At 69.7% G+C, this 16,296-nt stretch carries 16 protein-coding genes; 5 read left to right on the plus strand and 11 right to left on the minus strand.

The genetic code is table 11. The features are described from left to right. The first annotated feature begins 185 nt into the window (after nt 1-185). The gene (locus ABE85_RS22105; protein ID WP_082938844.1) at nt 186-1,010 is read left to right on the plus strand and encodes a YecA family protein; all 825 of its coding nucleotides are present in this window, start codon (nt 186-188) and stop codon (nt 1,008-1,010) included. A 5-nt stretch (nt 1,011-1,015) separates the two neighbouring features. On the opposite strand, the gene ABE85_RS22110 is transcribed toward ABE85_RS22105, so the two are convergent. The 4 genes from ABE85_RS22110 to ABE85_RS22125 all read right to left on the minus strand — a co-directional run bounded on the left by ABE85_RS22110 (nt 1,016) and on the right by ABE85_RS22125 (nt 7,076). Continuing rightward, on the minus strand, nt 1,016-3,532 hold the full coding sequence (locus tag ABE85_RS22110; RefSeq protein ID WP_082938845.1) for a S9 family peptidase: 2,517 nt from the start codon (nt 3,530-3,532) through the stop codon (nt 1,016-1,018). A 114-nt stretch (nt 3,533-3,646) separates the two neighbouring features. Further along, on the minus strand, nt 3,647-4,975 hold the full coding sequence (locus ABE85_RS22115; protein WP_067279823.1) for an Hsp70 family protein: 1,329 nt from the start codon (nt 4,973-4,975) through the stop codon (nt 3,647-3,649). Nucleotides 4,976-5,072: 97 nt separating this feature from the next. Continuing rightward, a complete protein-coding gene (locus ABE85_RS22120) occupies nt 5,073-6,398 on the minus strand; it encodes a D-amino acid dehydrogenase (RefSeq protein ID WP_067279826.1) in 1,326 nt (441 codons plus the stop codon). A gap of 57 nt (nt 6,399-6,455) precedes the next feature. Next, entirely contained in the window at nt 6,456-7,076 is a 621-nt protein-coding gene (locus tag ABE85_RS22125) for a LysE/ArgO family amino acid transporter (protein ID WP_067279830.1), read from the minus strand. Nucleotides 7,077-7,220: 144 nt separating this feature from the next. Between ABE85_RS22125 and ABE85_RS22130 the strand changes: the two genes are divergently transcribed. Continuing rightward, nucleotides 7,221-8,180 carry a LysR family transcriptional regulator ArgP gene (locus tag ABE85_RS22130; RefSeq protein WP_067279833.1) on the plus strand — a complete coding sequence of 320 codons (960 nt, stop codon included), beginning with the start codon at nt 7,221-7,223 and terminating at the stop codon, nt 8,178-8,180. Here the strand turns inward: ABE85_RS22130 and ABE85_RS22135 are convergent. Continuing rightward, nucleotides 8,170-8,397 (minus strand): hypothetical protein, encoded by a 228-nt coding sequence (locus ABE85_RS22135; protein WP_157522776.1) that lies wholly within the window; start codon nt 8,395-8,397, stop codon nt 8,170-8,172. The two genes, ABE85_RS22130 and ABE85_RS22135, sit on opposite strands and share 11 nt — an antisense overlap. Nucleotides 8,398-8,668: 271 nt before the next feature. Here ABE85_RS22135 and ABE85_RS22140 point away from each other — a divergent pair, with 271 nt between their 5' ends. Next, nucleotides 8,669-8,890, plus strand: a complete 222-nt coding sequence (locus ABE85_RS22140; protein ID WP_067279839.1) for a hypothetical protein — start codon at nt 8,669-8,671, stop codon at nt 8,888-8,890. 50 nt (nt 8,891-8,940) lie between these two features. Here ABE85_RS22140 and ABE85_RS22145 read toward each other — a convergent pair whose 3' ends face one another. Beyond that, on the minus strand, nt 8,941-9,363 hold the full coding sequence (locus ABE85_RS22145) for a universal stress protein (RefSeq protein ID WP_067279842.1): 423 nt from the start codon (nt 9,361-9,363) through the stop codon (nt 8,941-8,943). A gap of 149 nt (nt 9,364-9,512) precedes the next feature. Here ABE85_RS22145 and ABE85_RS22150 point away from each other — a divergent pair, with 149 nt between their 5' ends. Continuing rightward, nucleotides 9,513-10,355 (plus strand): metallophosphoesterase, encoded by an 843-nt coding sequence (locus ABE85_RS22150; RefSeq protein ID WP_067279844.1) that lies wholly within the window; start codon nt 9,513-9,515, stop codon nt 10,353-10,355. 33 nt (nt 10,356-10,388) lie between these two features. Here the strand turns inward: ABE85_RS22150 and ABE85_RS22155 are convergent, their stop codons facing one another. The 3 genes from ABE85_RS22155 to ABE85_RS22165 are packed head-to-tail and all read right to left on the minus strand — an operon-like array spanning nt 10,389 to nt 13,457. Then, nucleotides 10,389-11,246, minus strand: coding sequence for a citryl-CoA lyase (locus ABE85_RS22155; protein WP_067279847.1), 858 nt, complete (start codon nt 11,244-11,246; stop codon nt 10,389-10,391). Next, nucleotides 11,243-12,445, minus strand: coding sequence for a CaiB/BaiF CoA-transferase family protein (locus ABE85_RS22160; RefSeq protein ID WP_067279849.1), 1,203 nt, complete (start codon nt 12,443-12,445; stop codon nt 11,243-11,245). Before ABE85_RS22160 ends, ABE85_RS22155 begins: the two co-directional genes overlap by 4 nt. A 19-nt stretch (nt 12,446-12,464) precedes the next feature. Then, nucleotides 12,465-13,457 carry a tripartite tricarboxylate transporter substrate binding protein gene (locus ABE85_RS22165; protein ID WP_067279852.1) on the minus strand — a complete coding sequence of 331 codons (993 nt, stop codon included), beginning with the start codon at nt 13,455-13,457 and terminating at the stop codon, nt 12,465-12,467. A 94-nt stretch (nt 13,458-13,551) separates the two neighbouring features. On the opposite strand from ABE85_RS22165, the gene ABE85_RS22170 reads away from it, so the two are divergent. Further along, entirely contained in the window at nt 13,552-14,352 is an 801-nt protein-coding gene (locus tag ABE85_RS22170; protein ID WP_067279855.1) for an IclR family transcriptional regulator, read from the plus strand. Nucleotides 14,353-14,449: 97 nt separating this feature from the next. On the opposite strand, the gene ABE85_RS22175 is transcribed toward ABE85_RS22170, so the two are convergent. After that, nucleotides 14,450-15,262, minus strand: coding sequence for a UPF0149 family protein (locus ABE85_RS22175; RefSeq protein ID WP_067279858.1), 813 nt, complete (start codon nt 15,260-15,262; stop codon nt 14,450-14,452). Beyond that, nucleotides 15,259-16,257 carry a LysR family transcriptional regulator gene (locus tag ABE85_RS22180; RefSeq protein WP_067279861.1) on the minus strand — a complete coding sequence of 333 codons (999 nt, stop codon included), beginning with the start codon at nt 16,255-16,257 and terminating at the stop codon, nt 15,259-15,261. Before ABE85_RS22180 ends, ABE85_RS22175 begins: the two co-directional genes overlap by 4 nt. Between the last annotated feature and the right edge of the window lie 39 nt (nt 16,258-16,296).

Below are 16,296 nucleotides of genomic sequence, written 5' to 3' on the forward strand. Positions count from 1 at the left end.
CCCTGAGCGGGCGGCATCCCCTCAAGGTGGGATACGTGCGCAAAATGGTGAGCAGGCGTAAGAGGCACTCCGCATTACGGAAAACCGTACGCCCCCACCTCCTTCGCCTCATGGCTTTGGTGCGGTGGCGAACAGAAGCCGTGGGATGCGGCGGTACGAACAGGCCGACCGGATAATCGCCCCCCATGACCGCGCCCAAGCACCCCAACAAGTCCGCGCCTCGCCGGCCCGCCCCCAAGACTTCCGGGGGCCCCGCCAAGACCGGGACGCCGGCGCGCGGTCCACGGCCCCAGCAGGGATTCGCTCCTTCGGGCACGTCCACGCCGTCCGCCGCGGCGGTGCCCCCCGCGCCGCCTGAAGCCTGGAGCGATGCCGATCTCGAAGAGCTGCAATCGCTGCTCGACGAGGTCCCCGCGCCACTGGAGCCGCTCGACGTCTCGATGCTGGACGGCTTCCTCGTCGCGGTGATCCTGCAGCCCAAGCCCGTGCCGTTGTCCGACTGGTGGCGCTGGGTGCTCGATTCCGAGGAAGGCCGGCCTGCGCCCGCCCGCTACGACGCGCGGCCGCTGCTGCAGCTCGTCCAGCGTCGCGAGCACGACCTCCGGCTGGCGATCAATGATCGCCAGTGGTTCGATCCCTGGGTCTTCGAACTCGACGAGGACGCGTCGGCTTCCGAGACCGTCCTGCCCTGGGTGGCCGGCTTCGCGCTCGCCGCGGACCTGTTCCCTGCGCTGATGAACCTGGACGAGACCGAGCTCACCGAGCCGCTCGCCCAGCTCTACATGCATCTGGATCCCGACGACCTCGAGGACGCCGAGGCGCTGCTCGTGGAGATCGAAAGCCTGGAGCCGCCGGAAGAGCTCGACGACGCGGTCGAGAGCCTCGTCCGCGCCAGCCTGCTGCTGGCTGACGTGTCCCGGCCGATCCCGGCGCCCAAGCCGCAACGGCCCGGCGGCCACCGCGGTGGTCCGGGCGGCCGCGGCGGTCCGCCGCCGCGTCGCCTGCGCTGAGGCCTTCAGGGCTGGGGAATCGCCGCGCCAGGTCCGACCTGGCGCTTCATCCATTCGCTCATCTCCCAGAGCGTGTGACCGACCGACTCGCGCGCCGAATAGCCGTGCGACTCGAACGGCAGCGTCACGTAGCGCACCGAGCCCCCCGTGCCCGCCAGCGCCTGGTACAGCCGCGCGCTCTGGATCGGGAAGGTGCCGGAGTTGTTGTCCGCCTCGCCGTGGATCAGCAGCAGCGGCTCCTTGAGCTTGTCGGCGTAGTTGAACGGCGAGAGCTTCTGGTAGACGTCCTGTGCGTCCCAGTAGGTGCGGCGCTCGCTCTGGAAACCGAAGGGCGTCAGGCTGCGGTTGTACGCGCCGCTGCGCGCGATGCCCGCCTTGAACAGGTGGGTGTGCGCCAGCAGGTTGGCCGTCATGAACGCGCCGTAGCTGTGCCCGCCGACGACCATGTGCTCCCGGTCGCTGACGCCCAGCTCCACGGCCTTGTCGATGACCGCCTGCGCGTTGGCCGTGATCTGCGCGATGAAGCTGTCGTTCACCGTCTTCGGATCGCCGACCACCGGCATCGTCGCGTCCATCAGCACCACGTAGCCGTCCAGCAGCAGCATCAGCGGGCTGGTCGCCGCGAAGCTGTTGAAGCGGTTGCCGGAGCCGCTCACCTGACCCGCGGTCGACGCGTCGGTGTACTCCAGCGGGTAGGCCCAGACGAAGGTCGGACGGCGCTCGCCCGCCTTGTAGCCCGGCGGCTTGTAGAGCCAGAACGACAGCTCCACGCCGTCCGCGCGCTTGAAGCGGACGAACTCGCGCTGGATGTCGCGCAGCTGCGGCGACGGGTCCTTCGCGTCGGTCAGCGCCTGCGCCGTCGCGAGCGCAGCGCCGCCGCGCAGCATCACGTTGCCGGGCTCGCTGACGCTCTCGCGCACCGTCAGGACGCTGGCGCCTCCGGTGTCGAGCACGGCCAGCGGGCGCTCGTAATGCGCGCTGTCGCCACCGTTGGCTTCGGACCCGGACTGGAACACCCGCGTCTTCCTGTTGCCCGCCAGCACGAGCCGGTCGATGAAGGGCTTGTCGCCCTCCGGGCTCGCCCCCGTTCCGAAGTACCAGATCGCGTCGCCGTCCAGGCGCACCACGGCGCGTCCCGTCGGCTGCATGCGATGCACCGGTGTGCCCGGATCGCGGTAGCGATCGCGCACGGAGCGTTCGATCAGCCGCTGGGCCGGGGACGCGCCGTCCGTCGCCACCAGTTCCGTCGACGTGCGCATCTTCGTCAGGTCGAAGTCCTGGACCAGCGCCTGCCTGCCGCCTTCGAGGAACTCCAGGCGCGACAGCCGCTGCGGCACGCGATGCACCTCGCGCGCCTCGCCGGTGTAGGGGGCGTCCAGGCGCATCAGCCGGTCGCGATGGGGCACCTGCGCGCGGTTGTCGCCGCCGTCCAGCGCTTCGACCCAGTAGACCGCGCCGTCCGCGCCGGGTGAGGCGAAGAAGTTGCGCGGTCCCGTGATCACGCCTTCGACCGGCACGCCCTCCTTCAGCTTCACCTTGCCGATCGTCGCGACCTTGCCGTCGACGCCGCGGACTTCGGCCTGCGCGGCGAAGTCGTCCCAGCCGACCTGGTAGCTGAAGGGCGGCAGCAGCCGCATCGTCAAGACCTGACCCGGCGTACCCAGAGCTTCGAGATGGCTGAAGAGGCCCGGCTCGCCGACCGGACGCACCGCGCCGGTGTTCAGGTCGATGCGCGCCAGCTGCGAGGTCGCGTGATGCGCGAAGACGGCTGCCTCCTGCGCGTTGGTCAGCAGGTCCTGCTGGGTGCGCTCCGGCGAGTTGCGCGCGATGGATTCCTGGATGGACGGGCCCGAGGGCGCGGCGAAGGTCGGTGCCGGACCGCGCTTGGCCGGCACCGTCAGCGTGACGAGTTCATGGTCGTTGAGCCACACGACGTCGTTCTCGAGCATCGTGTGCAGCTTGAGCCTGGGCACGGCCTTGAGCTTGCCCGTCGCGACGTCGCCCACCCACAGCTCGACGGCCGTGTCGGTGCGCCGGTTCAGCAGGAAGCGCTTGCCGTCCGGCGAGAAGCGCAGGTGATGGAAGGCGCCGCCGGCGGGCAGCACGACAGGACATGCAACACCCTCGGCGCCGTTCTGAAGCGGGCGCAGCGACAGCGACTCGATCGTGACGATCAACTGCGGGCTGTCGGTCGCCGGGTCGTAGCGCAGGCCGGCCTGGCGCAACACGGGACGGGCGAGCTCGGCGATCGCGCGCGACTTGCGGTTGACGACGATGGCCAGCGTGCGCTGGTCCGGCGAGACCTGATAGACCGGCAGGGCCTTGGCATCGAGCACCGCGCGGATCGCCTCGGACGGCTGCTGGTAGATCTGCGCGAGGGTCGCGGCGGACGTCAGCGCCGAGGTCGGCGCCGACGTGGACGCCGCCTCATCGGCCGGCGCCGCGATCGCGGAGAACCCGCCGAACGCGGCGGACAGGGACAGGGTCAGCGGGATCAGCGACGAGGCGCGAGGGGTGGGCATGTGTCGGCACCGTGAAGCAGTGGAAGGCGGCAATCTAGCAGCGCCCTCCCCCGATGTCCGACGTCAACCCCCCGGGTGATCCCGAGGTTTCAGCCCCGCGGCTTCACGCCCGGATCACGCAGCGAACAGACGCGCCGCATGCAGGCCCAATCCGGTCGCGACCGAGGCGAAACGGTCGCCGCGCACCGTCTTGGCGTCGGGGTAGTCCGCCGCGATGCGGTCGGCCAGCACGGTCAGGCCCGTCGAGCCGCCGGTGAAGTACAGCGCGTCGATGTCCGACGGCTTCAGCCCCGCGCGCTCGACCGTCTCGAGGCCCGCCTGCGCGATGCGCTCGATGTCGCCGCGCAGCGATTCCAGCGCCACGGCTTCCGACAGGGGCACCGTCAGGCCGGACTCGATCAGCTGCAGGTCGATCACGCAGTCGCCGCCGCCGGCGACTTCGATCTTGGCGTCTTCCGCGCGATTGGCGAGCTCATGGCCGAGCCGCTCGTCGAGCACCGTCATCAGCCGCTGGTGATGGCGCGGATCGCCGTAGAAGCCCTTCATGTTGCGCAGCTCCAGCACGCGCTGCGGGCTGTAGCAGGTATTGATCAGGTGCCAGGTCGCGAGGTCGAAGTAGACGCCGCTGGGCACCTCGCGCGGGGTCTGGCCCATCTTGGCCGGACCGAGCGCGCGATAGCCGAATTCACGCAGGATGCCGGTCAGCTCGATGTGGCGGTCGAAGTCGGTGCCGGCGATGTGCACGCCGTGGGCGGCGAGGATGTCGTCGCGGCGGTCCAGCCGCTTCGCGCGGTCGGGCCCGACGCGCACGATCGAGAAGTCCGAGGTGCCGCCGCCGATGTCGGCCACCAGCACGAGCTGCTCGCGGTCGGCGTGCTGTTCGAAGTCGAACGCGGCCGCGATCGGCTCGAACTGGAAGTGCACGTCGTCGAAGCCCACCGCCCGCGCGGCCGCGGCCAGCGAGGCCTGCGCCGCGGCGTCGCGCTCGGGCTCGCCGTCGACGAAGTAGACCGGCCGGCCCAGCACGACGCGGCGCGGCTCGTGGCCCTTCGCGTCGGCCGCGCCGGCCTGCTTGCGCAGGCGCTTCAGGTAGCCGCTGAGCATGTCGATGTACTTCACGCCGCGGCCGCCGCCGACGTCCGTCACCTGGTCGATCAGGCTGGAGCCGAGGATGCTTTTCATCGAGCGCATCAGACGCCCGTCGGTGCCCTCGACGTAGGCGCTCATGGCCGCGCGGCCGAAGGCGCGCGGCGGACCGTCGGCGTCGTGGCGACCCTCGGCGAAGTAGAAGACCGCCGTCGGCATGGTCACCTTGCCGTCTTCGAGCGGCACCAGGCGCATCGCGCCGGGCCGCTCGATGTCGGGCACGGCGACGGCCGAGTTGGAGGTGCCGAAGTCGATGGCGCAGAAATCGCGCGGCAGGTCGGAAAGCGATGAGGACATGGCGGCGCGGCGGAAATGCGAAAAGGGCGCGGATTCTAGCCGCGCCCTGGATTCGGGGTTCCGGCGCCCCGATGACGCCGGGAGGAGTTCGACCGGATCAGGCCGGTTGCAGCTTGCGCGCCGCCTTGGCGGGCAACACGTCGCCGTAGAAGCCGAAGTCCAGCTCCGGACGTTGGCCGCTCATCAATTCCGCCAGCGCGCGGCCCGAGCCCGCCCCGTGCGTCCAGCCCAGCGTACCGTGCCCGGCGTTGATCCACAGGTTGGACGCCTTCTGGCTGCGGCCGATGTAGGGCACGTTGGTCGGCGTGCTCGGGCGCAGGCCGGTCCAGAAGTTGGGCTCGGAGAGGTCGGCCACGCCGGGGAACAGTTCCTCGTAGCGGCGCACCAGCGACTCGCAGCGGACCTTGGAGGTCGGGCTGTCCAGGCTGGTGTCCAGGCCCACCAGCTCGGCGGTGCCGGCGATGCGGACGAAGTCGCCCAGGCGGGAGATCGCGATCTTGCGGGCGTCGTCCAGCAGGCTGACGGTGCTCGCCTGCTCGGGCTTCTTCAGCCGCAGCGTGGCCGAGTAGCCCTTGGCCGGATAGATGTTGAGGTGCTCGCCCAGCGACTTCGTCAGGGCCGGCGCGTACGACGCCAGCGCCACGACGTAGGCGTCGCCCTTCAGCCATTGCGTCTGGCCGGTCTCGCGCGACTGGATCTGCACGCCGGCGATCTCGTTGCCTTGTGCGCCGCCCTGCGGCTGCAGCGTCACGATGTCGTGGTTCCACAGGAACTGCGCGCCGCGCTTCTCGGCCAGTTTCGCCAGCGCCTGCGTGAAGACGCGGGCGTCGCCGGATTCGTCGCTCGGCGTGTAGGTGCCGCCGAACACCGCGTGCTGCGCCGAGCGCAGCGCGGGCTCGATCGCCAGGACCTCGTCGCGGCTCAGCACGCGGCGGTCGACGCCGTGGCGGCGCATGATCTCGGCGCCTTGCGCGCCGGCCTCGAAGTCGGCCTCGCTGCCGAAGAAGTGCAGGATGCCCTTTTGAAGGCGGTTGTACTCGATGCCCGTCTCCGCGACGAGCGACTGCAGCGACTCGTGGCTGTAGCGGCCCAGGCGCACGAGCTGCTCGACGTTGCGCTCGAACGCGGCCGTCGTGCACTGGCCCAGGAAGGACAGGCCCCAGCGCCATTGCGCCGGATCCAGCCGCGGGCGGAACAGCAGCGGCGCGTCGTCCTTCAGCAGCCACTTGGCGACCTTGAACGGCGCGCCGGCGTTGGCCCAGGGCTCGCAGAAGCAGACCGAGATCTGGGCGCCGTTGGCGAAGCTGGTTTCCAGCGCCGCATCGGGCTGGCGGTCGACGACGACGACATCGTGACCCTGGTCCAGCAGATACCAGGCGGTGTGGATGCCGATGATGCCGGCGCCGAGGACGATGACCTTCATGGAGAGCTCCAGGTGAACTTGTGGTTCTGCTGCGGTTCAGCGGTGGACATGCAGGGTTCAGGCCAGCGGGCGCAGGATCAGCTGCAGTCCCAGCACGGCCATCACGAGGGCGATCAAGGCATCGATGCTGCGCCAGACCGCCGGCCGGCGCAACGACGGCGCCACCGCCGCCGCGCCGAAGCCCAGCAGCGAGAACCACATCCAGGACGCCACCGAGGCGCCCGCCGCGAACGGCAATTGGTGGCCCGCCGGCTGCTGCGCGCCGACGGTGCCCAGCAGCACCACCGTGTCCAGGTAGACATGGGGGTTCAGATACGTCATCGCCAGCGTGCTGCCCAGCACGGTCGTGAGCGAGGCGCTGCCCGCCTGCGCCTGCAGGCCGCCCTGGGGCGACAGCGCGCGCAGCGCCGCCTTCGCGCCGTAGGCCAGCAGGAAGGCGGCACCGCCCCAGCGGAAGACTTCCATCAGCAGCGGGCTCGCGGCGATCAGCCGGCCAAGTCCGAACACGCCCAGCCAGATCAGCAGCATGTCCGAGAGCGCGCACACCACCACCACCGGCGCCACGTGCTGACGCATCAGGCCCTGCCGCAGCACCAGCGCGTTCTGCGCGCCGATGGCGACGATGAGGCCGGCTCCGGTGAGCCAGCCTTGCAACAGGGCTGCGCTGGGGGATGACATCAGGAGTTCGGCTGAAGCGGGATGAGAGGAGGTGTCGGGGCGAGCGTTGCCATCCGCCCGGCGGGGCGGCTCGGCGGATTGTCGGGAGCACTTCCGCTTTCATGAAGCAGGATTAATATCTCAGCGAATCCATTAGAGACGCTTATGAAAGACCTGGACGCCGCCGGCCTGGACTGTCTGGCCGCGCTGGCTGACGAACGCAGCTTCGAACGGGCCGCGGAGACGCTGGCCATCACGCAGAGTGCGGTGTCGCAGCGGCTGCGCAGCCTGGAAGCGCAGGTCGGGCAGTTGCTGGTCGTGCGCTCCCGACCGCTGCGGCTCACCGAGCCCGGCAAGCGGTTGCTGCGGTACGCCCGCCAGCTGGCGGCCTTGCGCTCCGACGTCGTCCGGGAACTCGGGGTGCAGGCGGCGCAGGCGGAGCGGCTGCCGATCGCGGTCAACGCCGACAGCCTGGCGACCTGGGTGCTCCCGGCGCTCGACCCGCTGGTGCAGCGCGGGATGCGGGAGGGCTTCGGGCTGGAGCTGGTCGTCGACGACCAGGACTTCACCCACGACTGGCTGCGCCAGGGCGAAGTGCTGGGCTGCGTCACGACCGTGCCGCAGGCCTTGCGCGGGTGTATCGCCCAGCCGCTGGGCGTGATGCGCTACGTCGCCGTCGCGAGTCCCGAGTTCATTGCGCGGGCGCTGCCCGACGGACTGGGCGCGGCCAACTTCGCGCAGGTGCCCTTCCTCGTGTTCAACCGCAAGGACGACGCCCAGCAGCAATGGGTCCGCCAGGCGATGGGGCTGCGTTCCGCGAGGCTCAACGCCCGCTACGTGCCGTCCAGCGAGGGCTACGTCAATGCGGTGCGGATGGGCTGGGGGGTCGGCGTCGCGCCGGAACTGCAGGTCCGGCCGCTCCTCGCGAGCGGGGAACTGGTGGCGCTGCGCCCGGAGGTGCAGGTGGCCGTCGCCCTGTACTGGCACCAGTGGAAGCTGGGCGGCGAGTCCGCGTCGGGCGTCGGAAAAGCGGCAGCGCCGGAAGGCGGGGCGCCTCCGGCGTTGCTGGACCAGATCGGAGAAGCGCTGGCCCGGGGGGCCCGGGACGCGTTGATCAGCGCTTGATGGAGGCGACCTGGACCTGGGTCTTGGCTTGTGCCTGCAGATGCGCCGGGACGACGGCCGGCGCGGCCGACGCGGGCGAGTCGCCCTGTTCGGCCAGACGCATCCGGAATCCGCCGCGCTCGTGCTTGTCCTGCACGGAGTTGGCCAGCCACGCGGAAGTCAGCACGACGCTGCTGACGATCGCCCAGGTCATCGATTTGTGAATCAGTGGAGACATGAGAAAGCAATGGCTTCCACGAACTAGGGAAGTCCCGGAGCATAGTCACCCCTGAATAAGGGGGGCATCACACCTAAGTGGGGCACGTGGTTATTTCGCCGCACCTGTGGTGGGCACGCGCCAGTCTGTGTGTATTTGTGAACGCGATTCCAGCACACCCGCGATCTGGGGATTTGCCTGAAGACAAAGGCGAGCAAACTGTGCTTCACGGCGCGGGGCGGCATCGTCACCGCGCAACGGTCACACCCCGTGCTTTCCGACGAGGTCCATCATGCGAATCTCCTCCGCCCTCAGCCTTTTCCGTCGCCAGTCGACCGGCACCCACGAGCCGGAACCTGCCGACATGGGCACCGCATTCGGGATGGAAGCCAGCTTCGGCGACGACAGCGAGTACGAGGACTTCCGGCGCAGCGACTACGGGCTCGAGTCCGAGTCCGCACCGCCGGCCTCGATCGAGTCGCCCCTGTCCTGGATGGCCGCGCGACGCGGCTGAAGCGACAAGGCGCCCCCTGCGGGCGCCTTTTGCATTCGCGGGGTTGCGGATCAGCGGATCAGCAGCACCGGCACCTCGCTGTGGGCCATGACCTTCGTGGCAACCGAACCCAGCACCAGCTTGCCCAGCGCCGTGTGGCCGTGCGAGCCCATCATCAGCAGATCGAAGCGCCCCTTCCCGGCGAGGGCCGTGATCGCGTCGGACGCATGGCCGATCTTGACGACGTACTGCGCCTGGATGCCGCGCTTGTCCATGAACGTGCGGATCGGCTTGAGGACCTTCTCGGCCTCGTCCTGGTAGTACTCGGCGAGCACGGCCTTGTCGAGCACCGCGGCCGCGCGCGGCGGCACGCCGGGCACCACGTGGACCACCGTGTAATCGTGCGCCCCGCCCAGCCACTCGTCGTGGGCGGAGAGATAGGCCAACATGCGTTTCGAGTACGTGCTGCCGTCGACGGCGACGAGGATCTTCATCGTGATGTCCCTCTCTGACGGCCGACATCCGGCCTCGGATCAGTGTGGCACAGGGCCGCTTCCGGAAAGCCGCCGGCGGGCCGCAGGTTGCTTCGTCCTTGACGTTGGACAATCGCGCTTTCCGTCATCCGCCCTGCCGCTGATCCGCCGTGCGCCTGCAACTGATTTCCGACCTCCATCTCGAGCGACAGACCGACTTCCAGACGACGGCCACGCCCGGCGTCGACCTGCTGGTGCTGGCCGGCGACGTCGGCTCGTACCAGACCGGCTCGCGGCTGGTCACGGACGACTTCGGCCTGGGCCGCTTCTCGCCGAAGCGCGACGGCGCGCCCTGGCCGCGCGTGCTTTACGTGCCGGGCAACCACGAGTACGACGGCATCGACTTCGCCACCGCGCACGCGCGGCTGCGCCAGACCTGCGAGGACCTCGGCATCGAGTGGCTGGACCGCGAGGAGATCGTCATCGGCGACGTGCGCTTCCTCGGGACCACGCTGTGGGCGGACTTCGACGCGCTGGCCGCGCGCGAGGCGACGCCGACGAAGCAACTGGCAGCACGCGAAAAGGCCTTCCGTGCCGCGAACCACTACCTGCGGCGGTTCTCGACGCTGGTCGACGGACAGCACATGCTGGCCGAGCGTCAGCGCGACCTCGCGCTGGAATGCCAGGCCTGGCTGCGCGAGGCACTCGAACGTCCCTTCGACGGGAAGACGGTGGCGGTGACCCATTACGCGCCCAGCCTGCGCAGCGCGGATCCGCGATACGGCCTGACGCCGGGCACGGCGGGCTTCTGCAATTCGCTCGACGACCTGTTGCCGTATGCGGACCTGTGGCTGCACGGCCACCTGCATTGCGCCCACGACTATGTCGTCGAGTCGGCCTCCGGTCCGCGCGGCGAAGTGCCGCACCACTGCCGCGTCGTGGCGAATCCGCTGGGCTACGCCAACAAGGGCGAACAGGAGGACTACCGGCCGGAACTCGTCATCGAGGTCTGAACCGGCGCTTCAGCGCGAGCCGACGGGCGCGTCTCAGCGCCTGGCCGGCGGACCGTCGTAGGTCCACAGGTACTCGCGCGGCATCGGACCCTTGTTGCGGCCGCCCTGCTTCGTCTGCTCCCAGGCATGCGCCAGGATGCCCACCGAGCGCGAGATGCAGAACAGCCCCCGCGCCAGTGGCGCCGGGAAGCCGAGCTCGGCGTAGATGACGGCCGTCGCGCCGTCGATGTTCATCGGGATGCGACGACCGTCCTTGCGCCGCTGAAGTTCCGCTTCCACGGCACGACCGATGGTCGCGAAGCGGCCGGACACGACGCCCAGTTGGGCCGCCTCGTCGACCAGCTCCAGCAGCCGCGGCGCGCGCGGGTCCACCGGATGGAAGCGATGTCCGAAGCCCGAGACGAACTTGCCGCGCAGCTCGATCGCCTCGTCCAGGCCCGCGGCGGTCGCCTCCTCCAGCGAAGCGCCAGCGTCCATGCGCATGGCGATCGACTGCAGCATCTCCACGCATTGCTCGCCCGCGCCGCCGTGCACGTCGCCGAGCACGTTGATCGCCGACGCCATCGCGTTGTTGAGCCCGACGCCGCAGGTCGCGGCCATGCGCGCGATGGCGATGCTCGGCGCCTGCGGGCCGTGGTCGACGGCGGCCATCAGCGCCACGTCCAGCAGCTTGGCCTGCTCCGAGCCGGGCAGCTCGCCGCGCGTCATCAGCCAGATCATCTGCGCGAAGCTCACCTGGCCGATCAGATCCTGGATCGCGTGGCCGCCGTAGCGGATGACGCCCGGCGACATCTCGATGATCGAGGTGCGCCACCAGTCCGGGACGCGTTGATCGTGCACCGGCCCGGCGCCCGAGGGCGCGCGGTCGCTGTCCTTGTCGTCGGCGCTCATACGGCCTTCTCCTCTTTCAACGCGGCGCGCTCGGCGGCGCCGTAACCCAGTTCTTCGAGGATCGCCTCGGTGTCCTGACCCAGCCGCGGCGGCGGCGTCGACACGGACGGCGCCTGGCCGTTCAACTTGAAGCCGGTGCGCAGCACGCGGACGTCGCGCCCGACGCCGGGCACGTTCTCGAAGTTGGCGACCATCCCGCGATCGGCGACCTGCGGATGGGCGAGCGCCTCCTTCACCGAGTACACCGGCCCCGCCGGCACCCCGGCGTCGTTGAAACGCTGCCACCAGTCCGCGGCGGAGCGATCGCTCATCGCGGCTTCCAGCAGGTGCTTGAGCTCGGCGCGGTGCTTCAACCGCGCGTGGCGGTCGATGAAGCGCGGATCCGTCCTCCATTCCGGATGCCCGACGGTGTCGCACACGGCCTCGAACTGCTCCTGCTTGTTCGCCGCGATGTTGAGCAGGCCCTGCCCCGTGCGGAAGGTGCCCGAAGGACTGGCCGTCACGTTGTCGTTGCCCATCGGCTGCGGCTCGCGGCCCGCGACGAGCAGGTTGGACACCGCCCATCCCATCGTCGCCATCGCCGCCTCGAGCATCGACACATCGATGAACGTGACCTCCGCGCGCTCCTTGTCGGCCAGCGCCGCGGCGATCGCCATGGCCGCCGTCAGGCCACCGATCGTGTCCGCCACCGGATGACCGACACGGAAAGGCGCGGTGTCCGGACCGCCGGTGATGCTCATCATCCCGGACATGCCCTGGATGATCTGGTCGTAGGCGGGCAGGTCGCGCAGCGGGCCGTCCTGGCCGAAGCCCGAGATCGCGCAATAGATCAGCCGCGGATTCACCTGCCGCAGTTCGTCGAAACCGACGCCCAGCCGCTGCATCACGCCGGGCCGGAAGTTCTCGACGACGACGTCCGCCGTCGCCACCAGCTTGCGGAAGACCGCCTTGCCGGCGGGTCGTTTGAGATCGATGGTGATCGAGCGCTTGCCCGGGTTCTGCGCCAGGAAGGACACGCCCATGTGCGCCTGGTTCAGCGCCGTGTCGGCGCCGAGCTGGCGGGCGAGATCGCCGGTCTCGCGCGCCTCGACCTTGATGACGTCGGCGCCCAGGTGCGCCAGCTGGTGGCACGCGAACGGGCCGGCCAGCACGTTGGTCAGGTCGAGGACCCGGACGCCGCGGAGCGGGGATTGGCTCATGCGAGTCTCCGTCGCGCGCTCAGTCGACCTTGACGTTGCCGCTGCGCACCACGTCGCCCCAGCGCTTCTGCTCACGCGCCAGGAACTGTGCGGCCTGCTGCGGCGTTCCAGCCATCGGCACGCTGCCCTCGGACTGCAGCTGCCCGATCGTGGCCGCCTTCGACAGCGCCTTCTGCACCTGCGCGTTCATCCGGGTCACGACCGCCGCGGGCGTGCCGGCGGGCGCGACGATCATCTTCCAGTCCGAGGTGTCGAAGCCCTTGAAGCCGCTCTCCGCCACGGTGGGGACGTCGGGCAGCACCGGCAACCGCGCGGCGGAACTGATGGCCAGCGCGCGCAGCCTGCCCGCCTTGATGAAGGGCACCACCGTCTGCGGTGTCGCGAAGTAGTAGTCGACCTGTCCGCCGAGCAGGTCGGTCGCCGCGGGTCCGGCGCCCTTGTAGGGGATGTGGGTCACCTGGATGGCGGCCTGCTTCGAGAACAGCTCCCCCGTCAGGTGGCCCACCGTGCCGTTGCCGGCGGAGGCCATCGTCAAGGTGCCAGGTTTTGCCTTGGCGGCGGCGACCAGGTCGGCGACCGTCTTGAAGCTCGACGACGACGAGACCACCAGCACGACCGGTTGGCCCGCGACCAGCGCGACCGGGGTGAATGCCTTGGCCGCGTCGTAGGGCATCCTGGGATAGAGCGTCGGGTTGATCGCCAGGTTGGCGGTCTGGCCCATGCCGAGCGTGTAGCCGTCGGCCTTGCTCTTGGCGACGGCGTCCAAGCCGATGTTGCCGCCCGCGCCGGCCTTGTTGTCCGGCACGAAGGTCCAGCCGGTGTCCTCGCGCACCTTCTCCAGGATCAGACGCGACACGATGTCCGTGCCGCCGCCCGGCGGGAACGGGACGATCAGCTTGATGGGCTGGGTCGGGAACGCCGCGTCGGCGGCCTGGGCGGCGATGGCGGTCATGCCCGCGCTCGCCGCGGCGATCAGGGTGAAGGCGGCGCCTCGGATCAGGAACTGCGTCATGTCGCGTCTCCGTGTTTGTTCTATCTAGCAGAACGATGGTTTGTTTGATAGAACTGTAGGACGTCTCCGCAATGCCCGAGGCGAGGGATTACCCGTGGCCGAAACAGACAGCGCACCTTCCGACAACTGCGAGGCGACAGCCGAATCCGCCGAATCCAGCGGCGTCGCCGTGCTCGACCGTGCGTTCGCGCTGCTGGGCGCGTTCGGCCAAGACGACGACGCCCTGTCGCTGGCCGAGCTGTCGCGGCGCACCGGCCTCTACAAAAGCACCGTGCTGCGGCTGCTGGCCGCGCTGGAGCACGGCGGCTTCGTACGCCGGCTGGCGGATGGGCAGTACGCGATCGGCCCCGCGCCGTTGCGCCTCGCGACGATCTACCAGCGCTCGTTCCATGTCGGGCCGATCATGGAATCGCTGCTCAAGCAGCTCAGCACGGACACCGGCGAGACCGCGTCCTTCTACGTCAGGCACGGTCAGGCGCGGATCGCGCTCTATCGCTGGGAACCGGCGCGCTCCGTGCGCGCGGCGGTGGCGGTGGGACAGCAGTACGCACTGCATCAGGGCGCGTCGGGCAAGGTGCTGTGCGCGTTCTCGAGCGACCAGAGCGAAGGCGTCGCCGCCATCCGTGAGCGCGGATGGGCCGCCTCCTACGGCGAGCGCGAACCGGACACCGCATCGGTCGCCGCGCCGGTGTTCGCGATCGACGGGCGCCTGCAGGGCGCGATCGCGGTTTCCGGACCGCGCGTGCGGCTGTCGCCGCCGGAGACGATGCTGGGCGCCTGCCGCGCCGTGCTCGGCGCCGCGCGCGAGGCCAGCCGCCTGCTCGGCGGCGATGTCGCGCTGCTGGACGCAGCGGTCCGGGCCGTGACGGTCACGGACTTCGCGCCCGGCGGCTGACCATGAAAAACGCCGGCGCTAAGGCCGGCGTCGTGGGTCTTCATCGTCTTCGCCGCGCCTAGTGAGTGGCGCGACGATCAACATCGACCAGCGGCGATCAGGCCGCGCCGTGGCAGTTCTTGAACTTCTTGCCCGAACCGCAGTGGCACGGATCGTTGCGGCCCAGCTTGGGCGCATCGCGACGCACCTGCTCGACGTGATAGCGCTGCTGCTCCGTCGCCTCCTGCAAGTCGACGACGGTCAGGATCAGGTCCTCGATGGCCTCGTCGATGTTCTTGAGCGGATGCTCCTCCTCCAGCAGCTTGACGATCTCCACCTCTTCCGGCGTCTCGGCCGGCAGGTGGCGATACAGGCGCGCCAACAGCGCGTTGATGTTGTCGTCGGCCTGCTCGTGCAGATCGGGGAAGGTCACCGCGGCATATTCGAAACCGCCGACCCACGGCAGCAACGAGCGGGTGATCGGATCTTCGGGGAGTTGCGGCGCGTCCGGATCGACAGGCTCATCGGCGACCGCTTCTGCTGCGGGTTCGGCGGAAGCCTCAGTCGCGGCTTCAGTCTTCGCCTCGCCGTCTTCGCCGCCTTCTTCTTCGGCGTCGAGGTCCAGCACCACCGGGTAGAACCAGCCCTGCTCCAGCATGCTCTGGTTCAGCGAGGCGAAGCGGCGCTCCACCAGTCCGCGGATGCGGGCCAGCCAGGCGGGGTCGATGTCGTCGGGGAGCGCGCGGCCTTCGTAGTCGAAGATGGGCGGCAGCCATTCCTCGATCGGGATCAGGCGTGGCTGCACCAGCACGCCGGCGAGGTAGCCGTCCAGCATCGAGGCGTCCAGCGCTTCGAGCGGCTCGGGGGTGAGGGCGAGGAGTTCGTCGAGTTCGTCGAACTCGGCGTCGGAAAGGTCGTGGGCAATGCTCATGGGGCGCGATTGTCGCCGCTCACGTCGGCGGGCGTGGCGATGGGCATGTTGGCAACCGCGCCGGCCGACGGCGGACGCACCGCGTCGATCAGCCGTTCGCGCAGCCAGCGCTGGGCGCTGCGGTCCTCGTTGCGCAGGTGCCAGAGCACGTCCACGTGCACCGGCGACAGGGGCATCGGCAGCGGGCGGTAGATCAGCGCGTCCTGGTAGCCGGTGGCGGTGATGAAGGACTGCGGCAGCACGGTCAGCAGGTCGGAATGCGCCACCACGCGACCGGCGGTGAAGAACTGGTTGACGGTCAGCGCGATGCGGCGGCTGCGCTTGAGCGCGGCCAGCGCCTCATCGACGAAGCCATAGGGCCGGCCCGAGAAGCTCACCAGCAGGTGATGCGCCTGACAGAAGACGTCGAGCGTCAGCTCCTGGTCGGCCAGCGGATGGCCGCGGCGCATCACGCAGACGTAGTACGAGTCGTAGAGCCGCTGCTGCCGGATCGCCGCCATGTCGCCCTGCCCCTTCAGCGCGGCGACGGCGTTCGGGAAGTAGCCGAGCGCGAAGTCCGCCTCCCCCTGCTCCAGCAGCTGGCGCGGATCGCGCGTGGTGAGCGGCAGCACATGGACATTGGCCAGGGCGCGCATCTGCTCCAGCTGCTGCATCAGCGGCGGCAGGATCAGCGCGGCCGTCGCGTCGGCCATCGCCAGGCGGAAGGTGTATTCCTCGGACGTCGGCTGATAGTCGCCCGGATCCAGCGCCACCCGCAGTCGCGTCAGCGCCGACCGGACTTCCGGCCAGAGCCCTTCCGCCCGGGACGTCGGTTTCATGCCGAAGGCCTGGCGCACGAACAGGTCCTCGCCGAGCGCCTCGCGCAGCCGCTTCAGCGCATGGCTCACGGCCGGTTGCGTCATCGACAGGCGCTCCGCGGCGCGGGTCATGGAGCGCTCGGCCATGACGGCGTCGAACACCTTCAGCAGGTTCAGATCGAGGTTCCGGAAGCTCATGGAAGGCACTTTTTCACGGGAAATGCACGGGAATCGCCA

This window comes from Mitsuaria sp. 7 (genome assembly GCF_001653795.1).
Taxonomy (GTDB): domain Bacteria; phylum Pseudomonadota; class Gammaproteobacteria; order Burkholderiales; family Burkholderiaceae_C; genus Roseateles.